25 protein-coding genes and 1 pseudogene are annotated in these 22105 nt (G+C 63.7%); 12 read left to right on the top strand and 14 right to left on the bottom strand.

Features of this window, described 5'->3' with window-relative positions; translation table 11 throughout:
- Positions 1–84: 84 nt before the first annotated feature.
- From RQH62_RS13810 to RQH62_RS13785, 6 genes are read right to left on the bottom strand one after another with little or no spacing between them, the layout of a single operon-like run.
- Positions 85–1380 (bottom strand): glycosyltransferase family 1 protein, encoded by a 1296-nt coding sequence (locus tag RQH62_RS13810; RefSeq protein ID WP_311269308.1) that lies wholly within the window; start codon positions 1378–1380, stop codon positions 85–87.
- Between the two features lie 49 nt (positions 1381–1429).
- Entirely contained in the window at positions 1430–1870 is a 441-nt protein-coding gene (locus RQH62_RS13805) for an HIT family protein (RefSeq protein ID WP_311269307.1), read from the bottom strand.
- A 9-nt stretch (positions 1871–1879) separates the two neighbouring features.
- Positions 1880–2515 carry a CoA transferase subunit B gene (locus RQH62_RS13800; protein ID WP_311269306.1) on the bottom strand — a complete coding sequence of 212 codons (636 nt, stop codon included), beginning with the start codon at positions 2513–2515 and terminating at the stop codon, positions 1880–1882.
- Positions 2515–2970, bottom strand: a complete 456-nt coding sequence (locus RQH62_RS13795) for a hypothetical protein (RefSeq protein ID WP_311269305.1) — start codon at positions 2968–2970, stop codon at positions 2515–2517. The genes RQH62_RS13800 and RQH62_RS13795 overlap by 1 nt, the downstream gene beginning before the upstream one ends.
- Complete coding sequence (locus RQH62_RS13790; protein ID WP_311269304.1) at positions 2967–3842, bottom strand: HAD family acid phosphatase; 876 nt, start codon at positions 3840–3842, stop codon at positions 2967–2969. The genes RQH62_RS13795 and RQH62_RS13790 overlap by 4 nt, the downstream gene beginning before the upstream one ends.
- Positions 3842–4552: a CoA transferase subunit A gene (locus RQH62_RS13785; protein ID WP_311269303.1), complete on the bottom strand. Its 711-nt coding sequence runs from the start codon at positions 4550–4552 to the stop codon at positions 3842–3844. The genes RQH62_RS13790 and RQH62_RS13785 overlap by 1 nt, the downstream gene beginning before the upstream one ends.
- A gap of 88 nt (positions 4553–4640) precedes the next feature.
- Between RQH62_RS13785 and RQH62_RS13780 the strand changes: the two genes are divergently transcribed.
- On the top strand, positions 4641–5531 hold the full coding sequence (locus RQH62_RS13780; protein ID WP_311269302.1) for a LysR family transcriptional regulator: 891 nt from the start codon (positions 4641–4643) through the stop codon (positions 5529–5531).
- 335 nt (positions 5532–5866) lie between these two features.
- On the opposite strand, the gene thiS is transcribed toward RQH62_RS13780, so the two are convergent.
- Positions 5867–6868 (bottom strand): sulfur carrier protein ThiS, encoded by a 1002-nt coding sequence (gene thiS / locus RQH62_RS13775; protein ID WP_311269301.1) that lies wholly within the window; start codon positions 6866–6868, stop codon positions 5867–5869.
- 110 nt (positions 6869–6978) lie between these two features.
- Between thiS and aroQ the strand changes: the two genes are divergently transcribed.
- From aroQ to RQH62_RS13750, 5 genes are all read left to right on the top strand, one after another.
- Positions 6979–7419 (top strand): type II 3-dehydroquinate dehydratase, encoded by a 441-nt coding sequence (gene aroQ, locus RQH62_RS13770; protein ID WP_311269300.1) that lies wholly within the window; start codon positions 6979–6981, stop codon positions 7417–7419.
- Between the two features lie 93 nt (positions 7420–7512).
- On the top strand, positions 7513–7998 hold the full coding sequence (gene accB / locus RQH62_RS13765; protein ID WP_311269299.1) for an acetyl-CoA carboxylase biotin carboxyl carrier protein: 486 nt from the start codon (positions 7513–7515) through the stop codon (positions 7996–7998).
- Between the two features lie 15 nt (positions 7999–8013).
- Positions 8014–9366 (top strand): acetyl-CoA carboxylase biotin carboxylase subunit, encoded by a 1353-nt coding sequence (accC, locus tag RQH62_RS13760; protein ID WP_311269298.1) that lies wholly within the window; start codon positions 8014–8016, stop codon positions 9364–9366.
- Positions 9363–9707, top strand: a complete 345-nt coding sequence (locus RQH62_RS13755) for an arsenate reductase family protein (protein WP_311269297.1) — start codon at positions 9363–9365, stop codon at positions 9705–9707. The genes accC and RQH62_RS13755 overlap by 4 nt, the downstream gene beginning before the upstream one ends.
- An 84-nt stretch (positions 9708–9791) precedes the next feature.
- Positions 9792–10541, top strand: coding sequence for a ParA family protein (locus tag RQH62_RS13750; protein ID WP_311269296.1), 750 nt, complete (start codon positions 9792–9794; stop codon positions 10539–10541).
- A gap of 2 nt (positions 10542–10543) precedes the next feature.
- On the opposite strand, the gene RQH62_RS13745 is transcribed toward RQH62_RS13750, so the two are convergent.
- On the bottom strand, positions 10544–12841 hold the full coding sequence (locus RQH62_RS13745) for an EAL domain-containing protein (RefSeq protein WP_311269329.1): 2298 nt from the start codon (positions 12839–12841) through the stop codon (positions 10544–10546).
- 113 nt (positions 12842–12954) lie between these two features.
- Entirely contained in the window at positions 12955–14676 is a 1722-nt protein-coding gene (locus RQH62_RS13740) for a fatty acyl-AMP ligase (protein ID WP_311269328.1), read from the bottom strand.
- Between the two features lie 187 nt (positions 14677–14863).
- Between RQH62_RS13740 and RQH62_RS13735 the strand changes: the two genes are divergently transcribed.
- Positions 14864–15385, top strand: coding sequence for a RecX family transcriptional regulator (locus RQH62_RS13735; protein WP_311269295.1), 522 nt, complete (start codon positions 14864–14866; stop codon positions 15383–15385).
- Positions 15386–15588: 203 nt separating this feature from the next.
- Here RQH62_RS13735 and RQH62_RS13730 read toward each other — a convergent pair whose 3' ends face one another.
- Positions 15589–15888, bottom strand: a complete 300-nt coding sequence (locus RQH62_RS13730; protein WP_311269294.1) for a LysR family transcriptional regulator — start codon at positions 15886–15888, stop codon at positions 15589–15591.
- A 285-nt stretch (positions 15889–16173) separates the two neighbouring features.
- Between RQH62_RS13730 and RQH62_RS13725 the strand changes: the two genes are divergently transcribed.
- From RQH62_RS13725 to RQH62_RS13710, 4 genes and pseudogenes are all read left to right on the top strand, one after another.
- Positions 16174–16719, top strand: coding sequence for a DUF192 domain-containing protein (locus RQH62_RS13725; protein WP_311269293.1), 546 nt, complete (start codon positions 16174–16176; stop codon positions 16717–16719).
- Positions 16720–16722: 3 nt separating this feature from the next.
- A complete protein-coding gene (locus RQH62_RS13720; protein WP_311269292.1) occupies positions 16723–16977 on the top strand; it encodes a hypothetical protein in 255 nt (84 codons plus the stop codon).
- Between the two features lie 99 nt (positions 16978–17076).
- Entirely contained in the window at positions 17077–17475 is a 399-nt protein-coding gene (locus tag RQH62_RS13715; RefSeq protein WP_311269291.1) for an NADH:ubiquinone oxidoreductase subunit NDUFA12, read from the top strand.
- Positions 17472–17891: pseudogene (locus RQH62_RS13710) on the top strand (DUF2155 domain-containing protein); the annotation flags it as partial. The gene RQH62_RS13715 and the pseudogene RQH62_RS13710, both read left to right, overlap by 4 nt.
- 35 nt (positions 17892–17926) lie before the next feature.
- On the opposite strand, the gene aat reads toward RQH62_RS13710, so the two are convergent.
- Complete coding sequence (gene aat, locus RQH62_RS13705) at positions 17927–18667, bottom strand: leucyl/phenylalanyl-tRNA--protein transferase (RefSeq protein ID WP_311269290.1); 741 nt, start codon at positions 18665–18667, stop codon at positions 17927–17929.
- A gap of 100 nt (positions 18668–18767) precedes the next feature.
- Between aat and RQH62_RS13700 the strand changes: the two genes are divergently transcribed.
- Entirely contained in the window at positions 18768–20033 is a 1266-nt protein-coding gene (locus tag RQH62_RS13700; protein ID WP_311269289.1) for a dipeptidase, read from the top strand.
- Between the two features lie 128 nt (positions 20034–20161).
- Here RQH62_RS13700 and RQH62_RS13695 read toward each other — a convergent pair whose 3' ends face one another.
- The 3 genes from RQH62_RS13695 to RQH62_RS13685 form a co-directional block, all read right to left on the bottom strand.
- Positions 20162–20347 carry a hypothetical protein gene (locus RQH62_RS13695; protein WP_311269288.1) on the bottom strand — a complete coding sequence of 62 codons (186 nt, stop codon included), beginning with the start codon at positions 20345–20347 and terminating at the stop codon, positions 20162–20164.
- A 215-nt stretch (positions 20348–20562) separates the two neighbouring features.
- Complete coding sequence (locus RQH62_RS13690; protein ID WP_311269327.1) at positions 20563–21615, bottom strand: LD-carboxypeptidase; 1053 nt, start codon at positions 21613–21615, stop codon at positions 20563–20565.
- A 2-nt stretch (positions 21616–21617) separates the two neighbouring features.
- Complete coding sequence (locus RQH62_RS13685) at positions 21618–22055, bottom strand: cupin domain-containing protein (RefSeq protein WP_311269287.1); 438 nt, start codon at positions 22053–22055, stop codon at positions 21618–21620.
- Positions 22056–22105 lie beyond the last annotated feature (50 nt).

Here is a 22105-nt window from a genome sequence, read left to right as displayed (position 1 = left end):
CATCTTGTCCGATGATGCCCCGATACGGGCCATGCCCAGTCCTTCCATGCCTTGCCCCGACCATGCGGGCGCGGTCAGGGAAGGTCAAGGAACAGAGGCTGTTACTTCTTCGATCAGGTCGGTAATGATGTCGAAATAGTCACGCCAGGTCGGGGCCCGCCAGTCGGCCAGCCGCACGATCTGCGCCGCCCGTTCGGGCGCATCCGGCTGGCTATAGGCCTCGATCGCGCGCATCCATCCCAGTCCGTCGAGCGGATCGAGATAATCGGGCGCCTCCCCCCCGACTTCACGATGGGCGACGATATCGCTGCATATCACCGGCACGCCGGCCGCCAGTGCCTCGACCACCGGCATGCCGAATCCTTCGGCGAAGGACGGCATCAGCATCGCGCGGGCATGGGCGACCAGCGCCTGCATGCGATTGTCCGACACCTCACCCGCCTCGATCACATGGCCGCGCAGCGCCTCGGCGCGCTCCAGCATGTCGATGACATTCTCATTTTCCCAGCCACGCCGGCCGATCAGCACCAGCACCGGCGCCGCATCGCCCAGTCGTTCGACCAGCCGTCGCCAGACATTGAGCAGCAGCAGATGGTTTTTGCGCGGCTCGATGGTGGAGATATAGACGAAATAGGGCCGCTCCGGCAGGTCGTCCGCCTTCGCGCCGAAGATATCGGGCGCGTCCGCCCCGAAATGCGCGACCCGGATGGCGCGCCCGTCCAGGCCACTCCGCATGTGCGGGCCAAGCGCATCGATCGTCGCCTGGCTGTTGCCGATGATGCCGCTGGCAAAACTGTCGATCGTGCGTACCCGGCGCAGATGCTCGTCCGCTCCTTGCGGCCGCGCATATTCGGGATGGCTGAGCGGAATTACGTCATGAACCAGGGTAACGAACTTTGCCCCTTCGGCGCGCAGAATCGCGCCGACCTGCGCATGATCGTCCAGATGGTGCGGCGACACCTGCAAATAGACGCGCGGCCCCTGCGCGCGCGGCACCGGGCGTGGCCGGGTGGCGAACATGTGGCGAATCACCGCCGCCTTGCCGTCGCCCCCGCGCGTCGATCCCGCATTGCGCCACTTGGCGGCGGTGAAGGCCAGGAACTGACGCACCGCGGCATTGTCCAGCCGGCCATAATAGCCGCCGGCCGGATGCACCGCCGAAAAGGCCAGCCGGTCGGGCATGCGCTCCAGCAATTCGCGCGCATAGACATATTCGACGCGATCAATGCCGGTGGGCGCTGGATGAAAGGATCGGGAGAGCAAGCGCGAAATATCGAGGATGACCTCGCTTTCGCCGCGATGCCCCTGAAATAGCTGGCTAGCCCGTTTGGACCGCAACGCGAGACGCGCGCCAGGCGCGTTGAACGGGCGCAGCCCCATTAGCGGGCGCCTTTCGATGATCGCTGCCACACGGCGGGAAAGAGCTGCATCAGAATTGCGCGCGAATCTCTTCGGCCAGCGCCTGTAAGGCATCCTTGTCGGCTTGCGCCCCGGCACCATGGGTGGCGAAGCCCTTCGGGTCACCCTCCCAGCGCGGCAGGATATGGACATGCAGGTGGAAGATGGTCTGCCCGGCCGGCGCGCCATTATACTGGGCGATCTGGATGCCGTCGGGGTTCAGCGCCTTGCGGATGGCGGCGGCGACCTTCTTGGTGGTCGCCATCACCTGGCCCAACGCCTCCTCCTCCATCTCCAGCAAGTTGCGCGCCTTCGACCATTTGGAAATGACCAGCGCATGCCCCTTGGTCTGCGGCATGATGTCGAGGAAGGCGAAGGTCGTGTCATCCTCATAGAGCTTCGTCGACGGAATCTTGCCCTGAAGGATCAGGGCAAAGATATTGGCGTCGTCATACGTGCCGTCAAGGCTCATGGATTGCCCTTAGCTGCTATAATGGGCGGTCGTCTTAGCAGCGACTTCTTCCGCCGTCACGCCCGGTGCCAGTTCGACCAGCTTGAACGGACTGTCATGATCCGGGCGCTGGAACACGCACAGGTCGGTGACGATCATGTCGACGACATTCTTGCCGGTCAGCGGGAGCGTGCAGTCGGGGATGAACTTGGCGTCGCCATTCTTGGATGTATGTTCCATCACCACGATGATCTTCTTGACGCCCGCGACCAGATCCATCGCGCCGCCCATGCCCTTGATCATCTTGCCGGGGATCATCCAGTTGGCGATGTCGCCATTTTCCGCGACCTCCATCGCCCCCAGCACGGTCAGGTCGATATGCCCGCCGCGAATCATGGCGAAGCTGTCGGCGGAACTGAAATAGGCCGACTGCGGCAATTCGCTGATCGTCTGCTTGCCAGCATTGATCAGGTCGGCATCCTCCTCGCCCTCATAGGGGAAAGACCCGATGCCCAGCATGCCATTCTCCGACTGGAGCGTCACCTCGACCCCCACCGGGATATGGTTCGCCACCAGCGTCGGGATGCCGATGCCGAGGTTCACATAAAAACCGTCCTGCAATTCCTTCGCCGCCCGCGCGGCCATCTCGTCACGAGTCCAGGGCATCAGCGTTCCTTCTTCATATAGACAGTAGCGGATTTGGCGATCGATCCGGTCGGCATAGGTTTCTGTGCCGTGGTCATCCAACCCCGATCCAGCATCCCGTCCCGAATACACCGTCCAGCATGATTGGTTGTATGATTGGGTCCATATCGATCACCCAATATACGGACGATGCGATATTCCATGCCTGCCAGAGCGGGGAGCCCGGCTTCAGACGCCGCAACGGCTTCATCTATTGCTGCTGGCTCACCGCAGATAGCTTCGATCTCCAGCATATCGGGATGATCATAGGGCAACCCGCCGTTGGAATCGACCAGCAGATCATTGTCGATAATCATGCCGACCAACTTTCTCGCGGCATCATCGTCCAGTGTCCGTGCCCGCGAATAGAGCGTTTGGATCTCATTTGAAGACTTGGCGCGGAGCTTATCCAATGTCCATTCGATGGGCATCGTCATTTCTCCCCGGCGGCGGGCGGCGCCCACCTCTTGTCCATCGGAAATATGTCGTCGAACCCGCCCTTGAGGCCGCTGCCATAGACGGGGTTGGGCATCACGAACCAGCCGCCACCCCACAGGCCCGCGATCGGCAGCCGCATGGTCGCGGCGCGGCGATCGGCCACAGACTGGCCGGCGTTGAACAGATCGGAAAAATCACCCAACTGGTCGCCGCCCAAAGCGATGACGCAATATTGGCTGGCGATCGTCCAGCGGCGTCCATCCTTGCGCGATCCCATGGCATCGTCGCCGCTCAGATACAGCGTCTGGCCATGCACCGCCTCGCCCAGCCCCGCGGCCCTGATGGCCCGCGCGGTCGCATCGGCATTGGCGGCCGACCGGTTGGTGTTGAAGATCACCGTCACGCCCAGATTGCGCAGCGCCGCCAGCACATGGTCCGCGCCCGGCACCGGCCCGACCGTGCCTTCGCCGGTCTTCTCCCACTTGTCCCAACTGGTCGCATCGAAACCCTGCCCGACCTTCGCGCCATGATATTCATAGCCGGTGTTCAGCATCACCGTCTCGTCCACGTCGAACACGGCCGCGAACGGTTTATCCCCGCAAGGCGCGAATTTGGGCGCATCCAGCGTCGCCCCTTCCGCCAGCACCACGCTGTCGGCCGGCCGCGCCTTCACCTTTGCCGCCACATAGCCGAGCAACGCGTGCCAGGCCTGCACCGAAATCGCAGCCCCTTCGCCCGACCCGTAAAGATATTGCATCCCGGCGGGCGGATTGGCTGGCGGCGGAGCAGGAACAACCGAATTATAGGTTGGCGCGCAAGCCGCGAGCGGCGCCAGCGACAGCGCCGCCGCCACGCGCATCCTCATGGACATCAGGCCGCTTCCCGCGTCCGCACGGTCCGGAACTCGATCTTCTTGTCATAGGGTGCGCCCACGATCATCCGCTTCACATAAATGCCGGGCAGATGGATCGCGTCGGGATCAAGGCTGCCGGTCGGCACCACTTCCTCGACTTCCGCGATGCAGATCTTGGCAGCGGTGGCCATCGGCGCGTTGAAATTGCGCGCAGTCTTGCGGAAGATCAGGTTGCCGCTCTCGTCGGCCTTCCATCCCTTGACGATCGCAATGTCGGCAAAAATCCCGCGTTCCAGGATATAATCCTGCCCGTCGAAACTCTTCACTTCCTTGCCCTCGGCCACCTGCGTGCCCACGCCGGTCTTGGTGTAAAAGCCGGGAATCCCCGCCCCGCCAGCGCGGCACCGTTCGGCCAGCGTCCCCTGCGGACAGAATTCCACCTCCAACTCGCCCGCCAGAAACTGCCGCTCGAACTCCTTATTCTCGCCGACATAGGAGGAGATCATCTTTTTCACCTGGCGCGTGCGCAGCAGCTTGCCCAGCCCCTCGCCGTCGATCCCGGCATTGTTGCTGGCAATGGTCAGATCCTTGACCCCCGAATCGCGGATCGCATCGATCAGCCGCTCAGGGATTCCGCACAGGCCAAAGCCGCCCGCGCAAATCTGCATGCCGTCGAACAACAGGCTTTCCAGCGCCGATGCCGCGTCGGAGTAGAGCTTCTTGACCATCCGCATCCGTCCTTCTGAAATTTCGCAGCACCCTATGCAGGCCGACCAATCAATACCAATGATTTGTTTTTTCGGCTAAGCATAAGCAATGGCTATCAATCGCATCGCCTTCTATCATCTCGAAACGCTGCTCTGGATTGCCCGGCTCGGCACCTTCGCGGCGGCGGCAGCACGGCTCAACACGACCCAGCCCGCTATTTCCGCTCGTGTGCGCGAACTGGAAAGCCATCTCGGCACCGCCCTGTTCCGGCGGGAGGGCCGCACCATGGCGCTGACGCCCGCCGGCCGCGAACTGGTCCGCGAAAGCGAACCGCTCTGGGCACGCTTTCAGGGCGTCCTCATGGGATGCAGCGACATATCCGGCGCGACCGGCATCGTGCGCATCGGCGCGGGCGAGATTGCCGCGGCCAGTTGCCTGCCAGGCTTCATCGCGCAACTGGGTCGCGACCTGCCGCAAGTGTCGCTGGAGGTCGATATCGCGCTCACCGTGGACCTGATCCAGCAACTGGCATCCGGCCATGCCGACATCGCCTTCGCCGCCGGGCGGGTCGCCCATCCGATGCTGCGGACCGCGCCGATCGGCAGCATCGACCTGCTCTGGCTGGCGCACCCTTCCACCGTCGCAACCATGGCAACGACCCAGACGCCGATCTGGTCGCTCTCCAACCTCTCGCCGCTCTACCGCATCATGAAGGACGCGATCGCCGCCTCGACCCTTGCCGACTGCCCGCTCAACCTCTGCAACAATGTCCGCACGATGATCGACATCGTGCTGGAAGGCGGCGGCATCGGCATCTTTCCCGAACCGATGGCTCGGGATCAGGTGGCCGAAGGCCGACTGGTCCCTCTCCCCGACGCGCCGCCCATGCCCCCCGTCGATTTCCACGTCGCCGTCCGCGCCGCCGAAGCCGATCCGCTGATCCTCGCCATCTTCGACCGCGCCAGCCGGCTGGAATTGCGCGGAGAGGCACGCGCCTGACATGAGCACCGCCGGATCACGAACATCTTTCCTACTCGACGCCGCTCTGATCTATCCTTGGCGATGGAACAGACAGGCCACCCTTCCCAAGCTCCCAACAGCGCACCCACCGCCTCGGTGGCGCGCGCCTGTCGCCCGACTGTCGCTTCACTGTCGCGCCACTGGCGCACAGGTGCGGCCCAATTGTCGCGAGCATGACGCATCGCAGGCGCTTCGCGAGGGCCTCGCGAGCGCTTCCGGCCCAAATCAGCCGACGACGGTGTGAACTTTGCCATGTCGCGTCCCGATCTGTTGCGTCCCGATCTGTCGCGTTCCTGTTCGACAACCGCGCCGGATCAGATCAGCCCGGCGAGCGGACTCGACGGATCAGCATAAAGCCGCTTACCCATCCGCCCGGCGCGATAGGCCATGCGCCCTGCTTCGACGCCCGCCTTCATCGCGGCGGCCATCAGAATCGGATCTTTCGCCTCGGCGATCGCGGTGTTCATCAGCACCCCGGCGCAGCCCAGTTCCATCGCCACGGTCGCTTCCGACGCGGTACCCACGCCCGCATCGACCAGCACCGGCAGCTTGGTGCCCTCCACGATCAGGCGGATCGTTACCTTGTTCTGGATGCCCAGGCCCGACCCGATCGGCGCGCCCAGCGGCATGATCGCCACCGCGCCCGCATCCTCCAGCCGCTTGGCGGCAATCGGATCGTCCACGCAATAGACCATCGGCTTGAAGCCTTCTTTGGCCAGCACCTCGGTCGCGCGCAGCGTTTCAACCATATCGGGATAAAGCGTCCGCGCCTCGCCCAGCACTTCCAGCTTCACCAGATCCCAGCCGCCCGCTTCCCGCGCCAGACACAACGTGCGGATCGCATCCTCGCCGGTGAAGCAACCCGCCGTATTGGGCAGGTAGGTGATCTTCTTCGGATCGATAAAGTCGGTCAGCATCGGCGCCTTGGGGTCGCTCACATTGACCCGGCGCACCGCAACGGTCACGATCTCCGCGCCCGACGCGGCCACCGCCGCTGCATTCTGCTCGAAACTCTTATATTTGCCGGTGCCGACGATCAGGCGCGACCGGAACGTCTTGCCCGCCACGCTCCAGCTATCGTCATCGACCGCCGACACATCGCCACCGCCCACAAAATGCACGATCTCCAGTTCGTCGCCATCCTCGACCTTGACCTGCGCCAGCGTCGAACGCGGCACGACCTCCAGATTGCGCTCGACCGCCACCTTCTCCGGTACGAAGCCCAGTTCGCTCGCCAGTTCGGCCAGCGTCAGACCGTCGCGAATACGGCGATGCTCGCCATTGATGTGGATGGAGATGGTGCCGTCTATGCTCACTGCGCTGTCCCGGACAAGAAGGAGTCTCGACTAGGCGAGACGGGAAGGGCTAAAGATTGTGCGCATATAGGGGCGGCCTTGCCCGCCAAGCAACATCAGAAGGGTTCGCCATGGCCGACACGCGCAAAATCTACGTTCTCAACGGCCCCAACCTCAACATGCTGGGCACGCGCGAGCCGGAGATTTACGGCTATGACACACTGGACGACATTGCCGAGCGGATGGAGGATGTCGCCGGCCGCGCCCATGTGGAGATCGTCTTCCGCCAGTCGAACCACGAAGGCTATCTGGTCGACTGGTTGCAGGAAGCCCATGCGGAGGGCGCCCATGCCGTCATTATCAACCCCGGCGCCTACACCCACACATCGATCGCGTTGCACGACGCGATCAAGAGCATCACTGTCCCGGTGATCGAAATCCACCTTTCCAATCCGCACAAGCGTGAGCCTTTCCGCCACAAAAGCTATGTCGGCATGGCGGCCAAGGGCACCATCGCGGGCTTTGGCCCCATGTCCTACATCCTGGCGCTGGAAGCGGCGCTGGAGCTGTAGGAACGCGCATTTTGGCGCACGAAAGTTGCGCTTTGCCGTAAATGCGCATAGGCGCGGGCACCAGAAACGATATTCACCGGCCAGGGACTTCACATGACCGACAAACAAGAAAAGGGCGCAATGCAGGTGGACGTACAACTGGTGCGCGATCTCGCTGCGCTGCTGGACGACACCAACCTCACCGAAATCGAGGTTGAAGACGGCGATCGCAAGATCCGCGTCGCCCGCAAGGCCGCATCCACCGCGGCGCCCGTCTATGCAGCTGCGCCGGCCGCCGCACCCGTTGCAGCCGCGCCCGCCGCAGCCCCCGTCGCGGCGCCCGCTGGCGAAGCCGCATTGCCGTCGGGCACGGTGGTCAAGTCGCCGATCGTGGGCACCGCCTATCTGTCCGCCGAGCCCGGCTCCGCCCCTTTTGCCCGCGTGGGTGCGCAGGTCGCCGCCGGCGAAACCATCCTGATCGTCGAAGCCATGAAGGTCATGAACGCGATCGCCGCGCCCGTCGCCGGTACGGTCAAGGCCGTGCTGGTCGATAATGGTCAGCCGGTCGAATATGACCAGCCGCTGATCGTGATCGAATAAGGCCCGAACAAGCTTATGGCCATCGAGAAACTGCTGATCGCCAATCGTGGCGAGATCGCGCTTCGTATCCATCGTGCCTGCCATGAAATGGGCATCAAGACCGTTGCGGTGCACTCCACCGCCGACGCCGATGCCATGCATGTGCGTCTGGCCGACGAAGCCATCTGCATCGGGCCGCCCGCGGCCAAGGACAGCTATCTGAACATCGCCGCCATCATTTCGGCAGCGGAAATCAGTGGCGCGGACGCGATCCATCCCGGTTACGGCTTCCTGTCGGAAAACGCCAAGTTCGCCGAGATCGTCGAAGCGCACGGGCTGGCCTTCGTCGGTCCCAAGCCCGAACATATCCGCACCATGGGCGACAAGATCGAAGCCAAGCGCACTGCCGGTGCGCTGGGCTTGCCGCTCGTCCCCGGTTCGGACGGCGCGGTCAGCGATGTGGAAGAAGCCAAGGCGATTGCCGAAGCCGCCGGCTATCCCGTGATCATCAAGGCGGCATCGGGCGGCGGCGGTCGCGGCATGAAGGTCTGCACCTCGCCCGACGACCTCGAAACGCTGATGCAACAGGCAGGCTCGGAAGCGAAGGCTGCCTTCGGTGACGCCACCGTCTATATCGAAAAATATCTCGGTAATCCGCGCCACATCGAAATTCAGGTGTTCGGCGACGGCAATGGCAATGCCATCCATCTGGGCGAACGCGACTGCTCGCTCCAGCGCCGTCACCAGAAGGTGCTGGAAGAAGCCCCCTCGCCCGTCCTGTCTCAGGCCGAGCGCGAACGGATCGGCGGCATCTGCGCCAGCGCTATGGCCGACATGGGCTATCGCGGTGCGGGTACGATCGAGTTCCTGTGGGAAAATGGCGAATTCTACTTCATTGAGATGAACACCCGGCTTCAGGTGGAACATCCGGTGACGGAGATGATCACCGGCCTCGATCTGGTGCGCGAACAGATCCGCGTCGCCGAAGGCAAGCCGCTGTCGGTCACGCAGGACGATATCCGCTTCACCGGCCATGCGATCGAATGCCGCATCAATGCGGAAGATCCCAAGACCTTCGCGCCCTCGCCGGGCACCGTCACCAGCTATCATGTACCGGGCGGCATGCACGTCCGCGTCGATAGCGGCCTGTATCAGGGCTACAAGGTGCCGCCTTATTACGATTCCATGATCGGCAAGCTGATCGTCTATGGCCGCACCCGTGAAGGCGCGATCATGCGCCTGCGCCGCGCGCTGGAGGAATATGTGATCGAGGGGATGAAGACCACCATCCCGCTGCATCAGGCCCTGCTGCGCGATCCGGAATTTCTGGACGGCAACTACACGATCAAGTGGCTTGAGGAGTGGCTGGCGCGTGAGGATGGCCAGTGAAGGCCACCATCTGGCATAATCCCAAATGCGGCACGTCGCGCAAGACGCTGGCGATCCTTGAGGAAACGCCGGGCGTCGAGGTGGAGGTGGTCGAATATCTCAAGACCCCCTTCACCCGCGACAAGCTGGTCCAACTGTTCGCCGACGCCGGGCTGACCCCGGCTGAAGCGATCCGCAAGATGGGCACCGATGCCGAAGAACGCGGCCTGCCGGATATGTCCGGCGATGCCATCCTGGACGCAATGGCGGCTAACTCAGCCTATGTGAACCGCCCCTTTGTCGAGACGAAAAAGGGCGTCCGCTTCTGCCGTCCACAGGACAAGGTTCTTGAAATTCTGTGATTATCAGCCGTTTGTCACATGTACGTAACAAGCGGCTGATTTGAACCCTTGCTTTGACGGGAGGAAGCCGTAGCTTCGTCCCCCATGGCAAAGGAACCAGCATTGGCGACCATCGCCGTCTACAGCCTCAAGGGCGGCGTGGGTAAGACGACCTTCGCGATCAATCTGGCCTGGGCTTCGGCCTGCATATCGAAGCGGCGCACGCTGCTCTGGGATCTGGACCCCCAGGCGGCGTCCAGCTGGCTCCTGTCGACCGACACGGAAAGCCGCGATGCAGCGCAGGCGATCTTCAGCAAGGATGTGGATGTCCGCAAGCTGATCCAGCCATCCACCGTGCCGGGCCTCGACCTGATCGCCGCCGACACCTCGCTGCGCAGCCTCGACCATCTGTTCCGCGAAATGGACAAGAAGAAACGGCTGGCCAAGCTGATCGAAAGCCTGGGCCGCGATTATGACCGCATCATCCTCGACTGCCCGCCGGGCCTGACCGAAACCAGCGAACAGGTGCTACGCGCCGCAGACCTGATCGTGATCCCGGTCATCCCCTCCCCGCTGTCGCAACGTGCCATGGGCGAAGTCGCTCGCTATCTGGTGCAGCGCGGCGGCAACCATGCCCCGATCCTGCCGGTCTATTCGATGGTCGACCGCCGCCGCAGCCTGCACCGCGCCGCGCTGGAAAGCCAGTCCGGCTGGCACGCCATCCCGATGGCCAGCACGATCGAGCAAATGACGGTACGCCGAAAACCGCTCGGCGCCTTCGCCCCGACATCACCGCCGGCGCAGGCTTTTGCGGCACTATGGACGCAGGTGGAGCGGCAATTGTTGACGAAATAGGATCAGCCGATGGCGGCGCGCTGCGGTGCCAGAAATAGTCGGGCCGCATCTTGGGGCAGCATCGGCCGACCGAAATAATAGCCCTGCACCTTCTTGCAGCCCAGACGGCGGACCATCTCTAGTTCAGCCTCCGTCTCCACCCCTTCAGCGGTGGTCGTCATACCCAGGCTGTCCGCCAGCGTTACGACCGCGCGGATGATCGCCAGGCTTTCCGCCGTGTTCTTCGACGCGCCGACGACGAAGCTGCGGTCGATCTTGATCGTATTGAAACGGGTACGGCTCAGATAGCCAAGCGAGCTGTAACCCGTACCGAAATCATCGAGAGACAGCTGAATGCCGAGGCCGAGCAACTGATCCAGCACTTTCAACGCGCCCGTATCCTCGCCCATGAAGACACTTTCAGTGACTTCCAGCTCCAGCCGCCGCGCCTCCAGCCCGCTCTGCGACAAGGCGGAAATGACGGCCGTGACAAAACTGGGATGGGCCAGTTGCTCGGCAGAGACATTGACCGCGATACGGACATCCTCCGGCCAGTTGGCCGCTTCCATGCAAGCCGTACGCAACACCCATTCGCCGATCGGCGCGATCAGCCGCGCCTCCTCCGCTACTGGAATGAACTTGACCGGCGAGATCGCCCCCAGTTGCGGATGAGTCCAGCGCACCAGCGCCTCAAAGCCGAGCACTATGCCCTGATCGGCATCGACCACCGGCTGATAAAGGACATGCAACTGATCCTTCTCCAGTGCCTCACGCAGCGCCAGTTCCAGTTGCCGTCGCTCTTCCGCCTGGGCGTGAAGCTGCGGCTCATAGGCGCGATGCACGCCGCCGCCATCATCCTTGGCCCGATACAACGCCAGATCGGCGCTACGGATCAGCGCTTCGGATTCGCGCCCGTCCATCGGCGACAAGGCGGACCCCACCGAAGCACCGACATGAAGTACATGCTGATCGACCTGATAGGGCGCCGACAGGGCATCGATGATCGCCGAGGCCAGTCGCGGGATGACCGCGCCGTCCGCGACATGGGGCAAGACCACGGCAAATTCGTCTCCGCCGATTCGCCCGCAAAATTCACCGGCGTCGCAAACCTGCCGCAAACGGCGCGCTACCTGGCTCAGCAACTTGTCGCCGGTTTGGTGTCCGAGCGTATCGTTGATCGCCTTGAACCGGTCGAGGTCGATCATCATGAAGCCGCATCCGGGCGAGCGCCCGCGCGCTGTATCCATCGCCTGATCCAGCACCTCGCGCAGATGGCTGCGATTGGGCAGGCCGGTCAGCGGGTCGAAGCGCGCAAGTTGCGCGATCTTGTCCGCCGATTCGCGCTGGGCGGTCACGTCGGAACCGACGCCGCGGAAGCCCTGAAACACGCCATTTTCGTCATGACGGGGCGACGCGGACAATTCCCACCAGCGCCATTGCCCCTTGATCTCGACCGGGAGGACGAGATTGCTGAAACTCTCGCGCCGCTTGAGATGGTCAGCCAGGCTGTGCAGCCCGGCGGCAAAGCGGCCATTATCCCAGCCGCTGCCGGCCAATATTTGTACCAGCGACACGCCTTCCAGCTGGACAGGCTCCATGCCCAGTGTCTCGGCAAAGCGGCTGGATACGTCGCTGATCCGCCGCAGCGTGTCGGTCTGCCACAGCCAGTCGGACCCGCCCACTTCATATTCGCGCAGCAGCAGGCTCACGACTTCGCTCTTTTCGGCGAGCTGGGCGGTAGTGCTGTGCTGACGCCCAAAAGTCCGGGCGTAGATGAAGCAGCCGGCGAGCAGGGACAAGGCATAGCTGGTCGCGAGCGCGCGCAGCGGCAGTTGGCCATGGTCATCGAACATCAAGAAGAGGCCAAGGATGCAGGGCAGCAGATAGGCGCTGGCGGAAAGCGGAGTCGCGGCATAGCTGATCGCGCCGCAGACCATGATGCAGCTGACCAGCGTCCAGAGCGCCACCAGCTCTTCCGTCTGCCCGGACCGGGCGATCAGGGCCATGCAACTGGCCCAGACGAGGCCCTGCAACAGTGCGCCCAAGGCATGACGGCGCAGGTCGGACGGGCCGACACCGGCATTACGGACCCGGCGACGATGGCTGCCCAGGCCGATGGCGATGGCCGTGGCGGCGATCAGTGCCGCGCTCCAGCCGGCGAGCAGCATAAGCGGGCAGCAATGCGAAAAGACCTGCCACAGGAAAAGCAGGCCGCAGATATTGATGCCATGACGCAGGATGGCCACGCCGTCGGCGGAGCGCAGCTGCGCCTCCAGCACGCGCGCGCCGGTCGCGTCCGTCACCGACGACAGTCCCATCATCGCCCGAAGCGATGCGCGTTCCTGTCGATCCGGCTCTTCGCTCTGATCGATCTTGCTACCCACAGGACCGCGTTACCAGCCATGGGTTAGCAATCGGTAACCTTACCGCGCCTTTACGCTGCGATGTCGTAAGGCCGGATTTCGCCGGTCAGATAGAGGTTACGCGCCTTCGACCGGCTCAATTTGCCCGACGAGGTACGCGGCAGAGTGCGCGGCGGTACCAGTTCGACGACGCAGTTCATGCCGGTGATGGCGCGCACCCGCTCGCGAATCTGGTCGCGCAGGCGCGAACGCTCTTCATTGTCGGAGGTGCGGCAATGGACCAGCACGGCGGGCGCTTCCTCACCACCGGGTGTGGTGATGGCGAAGGCGGCGATGTCGCCCTGCTTGAAGCCGGGCAGCTGTTCCACCGCCCATTCGATATCCTGCGGCCAGTGATTCTTGCCGTTGATGATGATCATGTCCTTGGCGCGGCCGACAATGTAGAGATAGCCGTCAGACAGATAGCCCATGTCGCCCGTGTCCAGCCAGCCATCAGCCATGCAGGCATCGGTCGCTGCCTGATCCCGGAAATAGCCGACCATCAGCGACGGGCCGGTGGTCCACACCTTGCCGATCTGACGCTCGTTCATCAGGCCGCCATCCTCGTCGCGGATTTCCACGACCATGTCCTTGGCGGGCTTGCCGCAATTGACGATCGAACGGAAACGCTGCGGACGACCTTCAGGCGCATCGCCGCCCGACAGATCGGTTTCCTCGACCAGTTCGACGATAATGCCCTCACCCGGCGGCATGATGGTGACGGCGAGCGTCGCTTCGGCAAGACCATAGCTGGGCAGGAAGGCCTTGGGGCTGAAGCCCGCATCGGCGAAGGCGTCGACGAAGCTCTGCATCACGTCGGGGCGGATCATGTCGGCGCCATTGCCGGCCAGACGCCAGCGGGACAGGTCGAAACGATCCTGCGCCTTGGTCTGGCTGGACATGCGACGCGCGCAAATGTCGTAGCCGAAGGTCGGCGAATAGCTGATCGAGGTGCCGGTGTTGCGGCTGATCAGGTCGAGCCAGGCGAGCGGACGGCGGGCAAAATCCTCCGTCTTCATGTAATCGGTCGACACCTGATTGGCGACCGGCGACAGGAAGCAGCCGACAAGGCCCATGTCATGATACCAGGGCAGCCAGCTGATGCAGCGATCGCTGTCCTGCACTTCCATGCCATGGCTATGCGCCGACAGGTTGCTGAGCAGCGCATGATGCGTCACCGCGACACCATGCGGGAAGCGGGTCGAGCCGCTGCTATATTGCAGATAGGCGATCTCCTGCGGCTGCGCCTGCGGCAGGTCGACGGGAATGGCTTCGCGCGCCAGAAAATCTTCGAACGCGATGCTTTCGACCGATTTTTGCCGACCGGACTCGCCGGCCATATCTTCCAGTTCCTTGGGGAAGAGGAACAGCATCGGATCACAGCTGGACAGCTGAACGTTCAGCTGATCGATATAGCTTTCCTTGCCGCCGAAGCTGGTGGGCAGCGGCAGCGGCACCGGCCAGGCGCCAGCGTAAACGATACCGAAGAAGAGCGTCGCGAAATCGGCGCCGGTTTCGGCGACCAGCGCGATGCGATCCTGCGGCTTGACGCCATGGGCGATCAGACGATGGGCGCAGGCGATGGCGTCAGCACGCAATTCATAGAACGGATAGGGTCGCGCCAGATTGCCACGGGCGTCATGGAAATTCAGGCCGCGTTTGCCCAGCGCCGCATAGTCCAGCGCTTCGCCCAGCGTCTCGAAGTCCGAGAAGCGGCGCGGCAGATCATCAGTGGTCGGCGTTGGTGCCATCATCTCTTGCGAACCCGTCATATTGGTTTCACCCAATGTCTTAAAAATCATGAAAGCGGGGCCGCTAGCAGCTTTGGCCGCTACTTGCACCGCCTATTCCATTCCAATCTCGCTTATTAGCCGACAAGGCACGGTGAAATTCCGGCCCGACTGTGGCATAAACATGGCGCATCGGTCATTAAGTGTCATCATGACCGGCAAACGCCTCCCCCCACCGCTGGATGAACAGGCGCTGCGCGACATGGCGCTGCGCCATGTCGCGCGTTTTGCGACCAGCCGGGGGAAGTTGCTGGCCTATCTGAAGCGCAAGATCAAGGAGCGCGGCTGGGGCGGCGAAGAGCCGGCCGACCCGGAGGGACTGGCCAATCGCTTCGTGGACCTGGGCTATATTGATGACGCCGGCTTTGCCGTGATGAAAAGCGGCGCGCTCGGCCGGCGGGGCTATGGCGCGCGGCGGATTGACGAGGCGCTGCGCGCGGCCGGCATAGCGGAAAGCGACCGGGAACAGGCGGACGCGCAAACCGCGTCGGAGGCGTGGAATGCGGCCGAACGCTTCGCCCGACGGAAGCGGGTCGGCCCTTATGCGACCGCGCCGCTTGACCCCAAGCAACGGGACAAGGCGATCGCCGCCTTCCTGCGGGCGGGCCATGATTATGCCATGGCGCGGCGCTGGGTGGATGCAGCGCCGGGCGAGGCATTGGCTGAGGAATAGTCCGCCAGGGTCATCATCGGGTCACTGGTGAAGCGGGGCGGCAAAGTTCACACCGTTCATATCCCGTATTTGCGGGCAAATGCGACAGCCATGCGCTACCGATGCACGCAGGACGCGACGGCGGCGCGCCATAGGGAGCATGGGTGCGCGCCACTTGGGTCATGGGTGCGCGCGCCCGCCGCGACAGGGACGCGCCTGTCAGGTCACGCATGGGTCACGCCATGCTGGCGGGTTGGGTCGGTAAAGGGATCGGCCAGGCTTTGTGCGTGCAGCGCCAGCGCATGGCTCCATGTCCGGTCGAACACTGTGCCCAAAAGGCGCCGGCGCAGCCGATGCGCGCTGGCCGGCGACATGCCCACGGCGCGTGCCGCCTGCGTGACATTGCCGGTGGCGAGCAGATGGGTGAGGAAGCGGCGCTGCCGGTCCGGCGTCCAGTGGGCGCGTCTGGCGGGGGCGGGAGACGCGGCGGCCGCGGGCGGATTGGGAGCGAAAGGCTGTTCCATCGATAAGGATAGAACAGACGAAATCCTATTTTGGAAGGGGAATTTGGGGCGGTTAGTTGCCATTCCCCTCCCGCTCGCGGGAGGGGCAGCGAGACTTGCGCGCGAAGCGCGTTAGTCGCAGCGGGGTGGGCTGTTGCGACGTCCAGCCCACCCCCTAATCCCCTCCCGTCAACGGGAGGGGGAACATGTCCACTTCTGGTCGCTACCAGCCTTTCCCGGATCGGGCCGCATCCGCGCCATTATCCCCCTCCCCTTGCGCGCCGAATCGCTTTAGGCATCGGTGCTATGATCCGCCTGTCCCCACTTTTGGCTTCTGCCCTCCTCGCCATCGGCCTGCTGACCGCCTGTTCCAGTCCGAAGCCCGCTGCCGACAATGGCGCGCAGGCGCCGATGGCAAGTGGGCGCCTGCCCGTCGTCATCCGCACGGCCAAAGGCACGCATCGTTTCGATGTCGAGATCGCCGCCACGCCGCAGGCGCAGGAAAAGGGGCTGATGTTCCGCAAGGCGCTGGACGCCAACAGCGGCATGCTGTTCCCTATGGACCCGCCGCGCACCGCCAGCTTCTGGATGAAAGACACGCTGATCCCGCTCGACATGGTCTTCATCCATACCGACGGGACGATCGCTTTCCTGAAGAGCGAGGCGCAACCCTATGCGCGCGAACCGGTTTCGGCGGGCGTGCCGGTGGCGGCGGTGCTGGAACTGCGCGGCGGGCGCGCGGCGGAACTGGGCATCGCCGAAGGTGACCGGGTCAATTGGGGTGGCTGCGCCGTGCCGGGCGAAAAGCGCGCGACCGACCTGAATTTCTGTCCGGCCGTACCTCATTCCTAAACCATGTTGCCAAATCGCCATAGCGCCGATCAGGCATTGAAACGGGTCGCCCTGTTCACACTTGTTATGGCCTTTTTCATTTTTCCCATCCTGATGATCCAACTACTGAACATTGCGGGATTCAGATGGACACAGGCGATTTTACACAAACTGGACATGCATCCCGGCGATGATTCTTTGATAGCGGTTTCGGCGTTCTTTTGCGGTGCTGTCTTCCTGCATTTAGCCGCACTAGCTGGCCGTAAGGTCTTGCAATAAGACCTCTCACGTATCACCGCGTCTGAAACACGACATTGCAAGATCGGCCATGGCCAAAACGCCTTGCCCGCGCCCGTCGCAGCGGCTAAGCGCTGGCGCATGGGAATCCTGGCTAACGTCTTCACCTGGTGGAATGGCGCCACCTTCGGCACCTGGCTCTTTACGGCTCGCAAGGGCACGAAAGTGGGCGAGGATCATCAGGGCAATATCTATTATGAAGGCGGCACCGACCCCAATGGCCTGACGCGCCGCTGGGTCATGTATAATGGCGCCAACGACGCCAGCCGCGTGCCGGCCGAATGGCATGGCTGGCTGCATCATTCGATCGAGGGTGTGCCCGAAAGCTTCCTGCCGCCGCCGCGCATCTGGGAAAAGGAATCGAGCGTCAACCTGACCGGCACCAGCAACGCCTATCGCCCGTCCGGCGCTCTCGAAAAGGGCGGCCAGCGCCAGAAGGCGACCGGCGATTATGAGGCGTGGAGCCCCGACGCGGCATGACCCGGCGTCCGGCGGGAAGCGTCCCGCCGATCCTCTGCTCCCTGCCCCTGCTCTCCTGTGCCTTGGCGCTTGGCGCCTGCGGCAAGACCGATGTGCCGGCCGCCAACCAGAGCGGTCCGGTCAAGGTGGAGAGCGCGCCGATCCGCGCAGTCGCCAATGGCGCGGCGTCCGGCACCCCGATGGCCGAGCGCAGCGCCGTGATCGGCCTGCTCAACAAACGCAACGGCCTGACCCGCGACCTGACCATGAAGCCCGGCGAAGCGCTGCGCGTAGGCGACGCGATCGTCCGCTTGCAGGCGTGCGAAACCAGCGCGCCTTGGGAAAATGTGCAGGAAACCGGCGCCTTCGTGCAACTGGACGTGCGCAGCAGCGCCGACGGCAAGTGGCGGCGCAATTTTTCCGGCTGGATTTTCCGCGAACGGCCCGACCGCAATGTCGTGCAGCACCCGATCTATGACGTATGGGTCAGAAGCTGCACGATGGAATGGCCCGAAACCGGCCCCGACACGGTCAAGCTGGGCGCAGAAGGCAAGCCGGCCAGCGGCGCGAAGGCGAGTTCCGCTGCGACGCCCGAGCCGGAGGCCAGTACCGACGCACCCGCTGCGGCGCCCAGCGCCACGCCACCGGTCGCCCCCGCCAACAACTGAAGATAGTCGCGCTGGCTGATTTCGATCGCGCCCATGCTGCGCAGATGATCGGTCATGAACTGGCAGTCGAGCAGGGTGAGGCCACCCGCCCGCAACCGCGCCACCAGCCAGGCCAACGCCACCTTTGACGCATCGGTGCGGCGCGACACCATGGATTCGCCGAAAAAGGCCCGGCCGATCGCCACGCCATACAGCCCGCCGACCAGTTCGTCGCCTTCCCACACCTCGATCGAATGGGCGAAGCCGACCTCATGCAGGTGGCGATAGGCGCTTTCGATCTGGTGGTTGATCCAGGTGGAAGGACGATCGGCCGCCGATTCTGCGCAGAGCGCCAATATCTGCGGAAAGGCGCGGTTGGCGGTAACGGCGAAGCGGTCGCGGCGGATGGTTTTGGACAGCGAGTGCGACAGGTGAAAGCCGTCCAGCGGCAGGATCGCCCGCTGCTTGGGTTCGACCCAATAGACGTCCTGCGCGTCGCGATCGTCCGCCATGGGGAAGACGCCGATGGAATAGGCCTGCAACAGGACGAGCGGGTCGATCATCATTCTGGGCAGCAGGGTAGCAGACGCAGCGGCCGGGAAAAGCCCTGCCGTTCAAGTCATTGCCGGATTGACACATATCGTCCCGGCCCTAGCTTCCGCGCCCATGAAGATTCTTCCTTTGGCCCTGCTGCCCCTCCTCCTCGCCACCACCGCCCATGCCGCGCCCGATCCTTATGCCGCGCGAGTGGCGAAGGTGCTGAAGGCCACGCCGCTGATCGACGGGCATAATGACTGGCCCGAAGCGCTGGCCGACAAGATCAAGGACAAGCGCTGGACGGTGCCGCTGGACCGGCTGGACCCGGCGACCTTCCACACCGATATCGAGCGATTACGCGCCGGCGGCGTGGGCGGGCAATTCTGGTCTGTGTGGGTGTCGGCCGACCTGCCCGAACTGCAACAGGTGAAGGATACGCTGGAGCAGATCGACCTGGCGCACAGTTTCGCGCGCCGTTACCCCAAGGACTTCGCGTTCGTGAACACGGCCGCCGAATTGCGCGCCGCGCACAAGGCCGGACGGGTCGCGTCGCTGCTGGGCGTGGAGGGCGGCGGTCAGATCGACGGCAGCCTGGCCGTGTTGCGCAGCTATCGCCAGCTGGGCGCATCCTATCTGACGCTGACGCACGCGCGCACCATCGCCTGGGCCGACAGCGCCACCGACAATCCGCAGCATGACGGGCTGACCCCGTTCGGCGAGGCGGTGGTGCATGAGCTTAATCGCCTGGGCATGCTGGTGGACCTGAGCCATGTGAGCGAGGGGACGATGCTGGACGCGCTGCGCATAACCAAGGCGCCGGTCATCTTCTCCCACTCCAGCGCGCGGGCGATCTGCGACACGCCGCGCAACGTGTCCGACGCGGTGCTGAAACAGGTCGCGGCCAATGGCGGCGTGGTGATGGTCAATTATGCGCCACAATATGTGTCGGAAGCGCGCCGTATCTGGAGCGCGGCGCGCAGCGGCGAGATTGCCCGCTATAATGCGCCGCCGTTCAACGGCCTCTATATCGGCGATCCCGAAGGCGCGAAGAAGGCGCTGGCGGATTGGGAGAAGGCCAATCCCGAACCCGTTGTGACCTTGTCGCAGGTCGCCGACCATATCGACCATATCGCCCAAGTGGCCGGCGTCGATCATGTCGGCATCGGCAGCGATTTCGATGGCGTGGGGTCATTGCCGCAGGGGCTGAGCGGGGTGCAGACCTATCCGGCTTTGCTGGCCGAACTGATGCGCCGGGGCTGGAGCGACGCGGATGTCGCCAAGCTGGCGGGCGAGAATGTGCTGCGCGTGATGGCGGCGGCGGAGAAGGTCGCGGCGGGGATGGCCGGCGAGCCGGCCGGGAGTGGGACCGTGGCGGGGCTGGATGGGGTGAAATAGTCGGCTGTGAGGCAGGGTTCGACCAAAGTCAGTCACTTGATCCCTGCCATCCGCATCCCTGAAAGCGGCCGGTCATTAAGATGGTTGGTCGAATGCCGAATAGCCAATCTAATGGTTAGCTGCCTTCTCTACGCTCCTTGGCGAGGCTGGAAGTTTCCCCAACTAAGCGCGAGTGTGAAGATGCAGTGGGCGAACAACACCGTCGCCCAATTGCCGGTGAATCCGCTGGTATGAAATTGTATAGTCAAGGCAATCGCGAGAACCGCCCATGCTCCGATCAGCAACGCCTTTTGTGCAGTGGGCAACTCTTTCATACTGGTCTCCCTATACTCAGGATGGGATAGGCGAAGGACAGCCAGTCCGCCACTGCGCGATTGTTGCCGAACAATTTTTCTTTATGCAGCGTCCGCTATGGTCGATCATCTCCTCCAAACCAGACTGTTTCCAATCCACCCATTTTCGTCATTCCCGCGACCCAAAGGGATGACGGTGTGGGATTAGGGGCATCCGCTCCTCACCCCAATTCACCCTAACGGACCGCGCTTTCCAGCAAGCGCACCGTGCCGGCCGTGGCGTCCATTTCCGCCTCAATTCCAAGCGGCAGGCTATATTGGTTGGCGACGTGGCCGAATTGGGCGCCCTGGAAGGCGGGGATGCCGAGCGGCTCCAGATGCTGTTGCAGCACTTGCGACAGGGTGAAGCCGCCATAGCTGGGGCCGCCCGGTCCGCAATCGGTGCATTGGCCGAAGATCACGCCCTTCACCCGGCCAAGCACGCCCGCCAGCGACAGCTGGGTCAGCATCCGGTCGATGCGATAGGGCTGTTCGCTCACATCCTCGATAAAGAGCAGCGCGCCGTCGAAGTCGGGGAGCCATTTCGTGCCCATCAGCGCGGCCAATACGGTCAGGTTGCCGCCGAGCAATCGCCCCCGCGCCACGCCGGGGCGGAAGGTGCGGATGCGGCCGGCGCGCTGCACCAGCCGGTCTTCATGCCCGACCGGATTGGCGAAAGTGGGCGTGGCGCCATCGAAGGCGATGGCGCGGAAGGCGTCCCAGCTATATTGGCCCCAGCTGCTCGCCGCATTGGGACCATGGATGGTGGTGAAGCCGGCCTTGGCGGCGAAGGCCAGATGCAGCGCGGTGATATCCGAAAAGCCGACCAGCAGCTTGGGGTTCTTGCGGATGGTGGCGAAGTCCAGCAGCGGCAGGATGCGCGCGCAGCCCCAGCCGCCGCGTACCGCGAACACCGCGCGCACATCCGGGTTGGCGAACATCGCATTGACGTCGGCCGCGCGATCCTTGTCGGTGCCGGCGAGATAGCCGTAGCGGCCCGCCAGATGCGGCGCGGCCTTGGGCTTCAGCCCCATGGCAGTGATCGTATCCTTGACCAGGTCAAGGTCGAAATTGTCGTCGGTGAAGCCCGCCGGTTCGATCAGGCCGACCGTGTCACCCGCGCGCAGACGGGGCGGTTTCACCCATGGCGTCGGCGCGGCCAACGCCGGTGCGCCCGCCAGCATCGCGCCCATGCCCGCCCCGATACCCGCCAGCACGCCGGCCATCATGTTCCGTCGGTCGATCCGCATCGTCAAAAGTCGCTCCCGTCCTTGTGGCGGTAAGCGCCGCCCGTCCATTGCATGTCGATATCGGGATAATGGCAGTCGCCGGTCGGCACACGGCCAAAAGCGACGAAGATGCAATCCGCCGCGCTTTCATTCACCAGATGATGGCCGTTCGGATCGCCCTTGGGGAAGGCGGCCATGTCGCCCGCCGCCATCGGCGTGCGCAGCCCTTCTTCCACCAGTATCGCTTCGCCGGCCAGCAGGACCAGAAATTCGTCCTCATCCTCATGCCAGTGCGAGGAGGCCGCACCCGGTTTCAGCACGACATGGCTGACGCCGAAATCGCTGAGGCCATGGGCCGGCCCCAATCGCCGCACCCAGCGCCCCGCGACAAGGGCGGCATGTTCGGCGGGATAGCCGGTAGCGTTGCGCTGTTCGATGCGGTCGAGGTCGATCCGTGGCATGACCCATTCTCCTGTGGCCCATTCACCGGTGGCTGACGCCCAAAAGCTGG

This window comes from Sphingobium sp. WCS2017Hpa-17 (genome assembly GCF_031843765.1).
Classification (GTDB): Bacteria; Pseudomonadota; Alphaproteobacteria; order Sphingomonadales; family Sphingomonadaceae; genus Sphingobium.
Note: the sequence above shows the minus strand (reverse complement) of the source record. Positions and strands in the feature narration are given on the sequence as shown.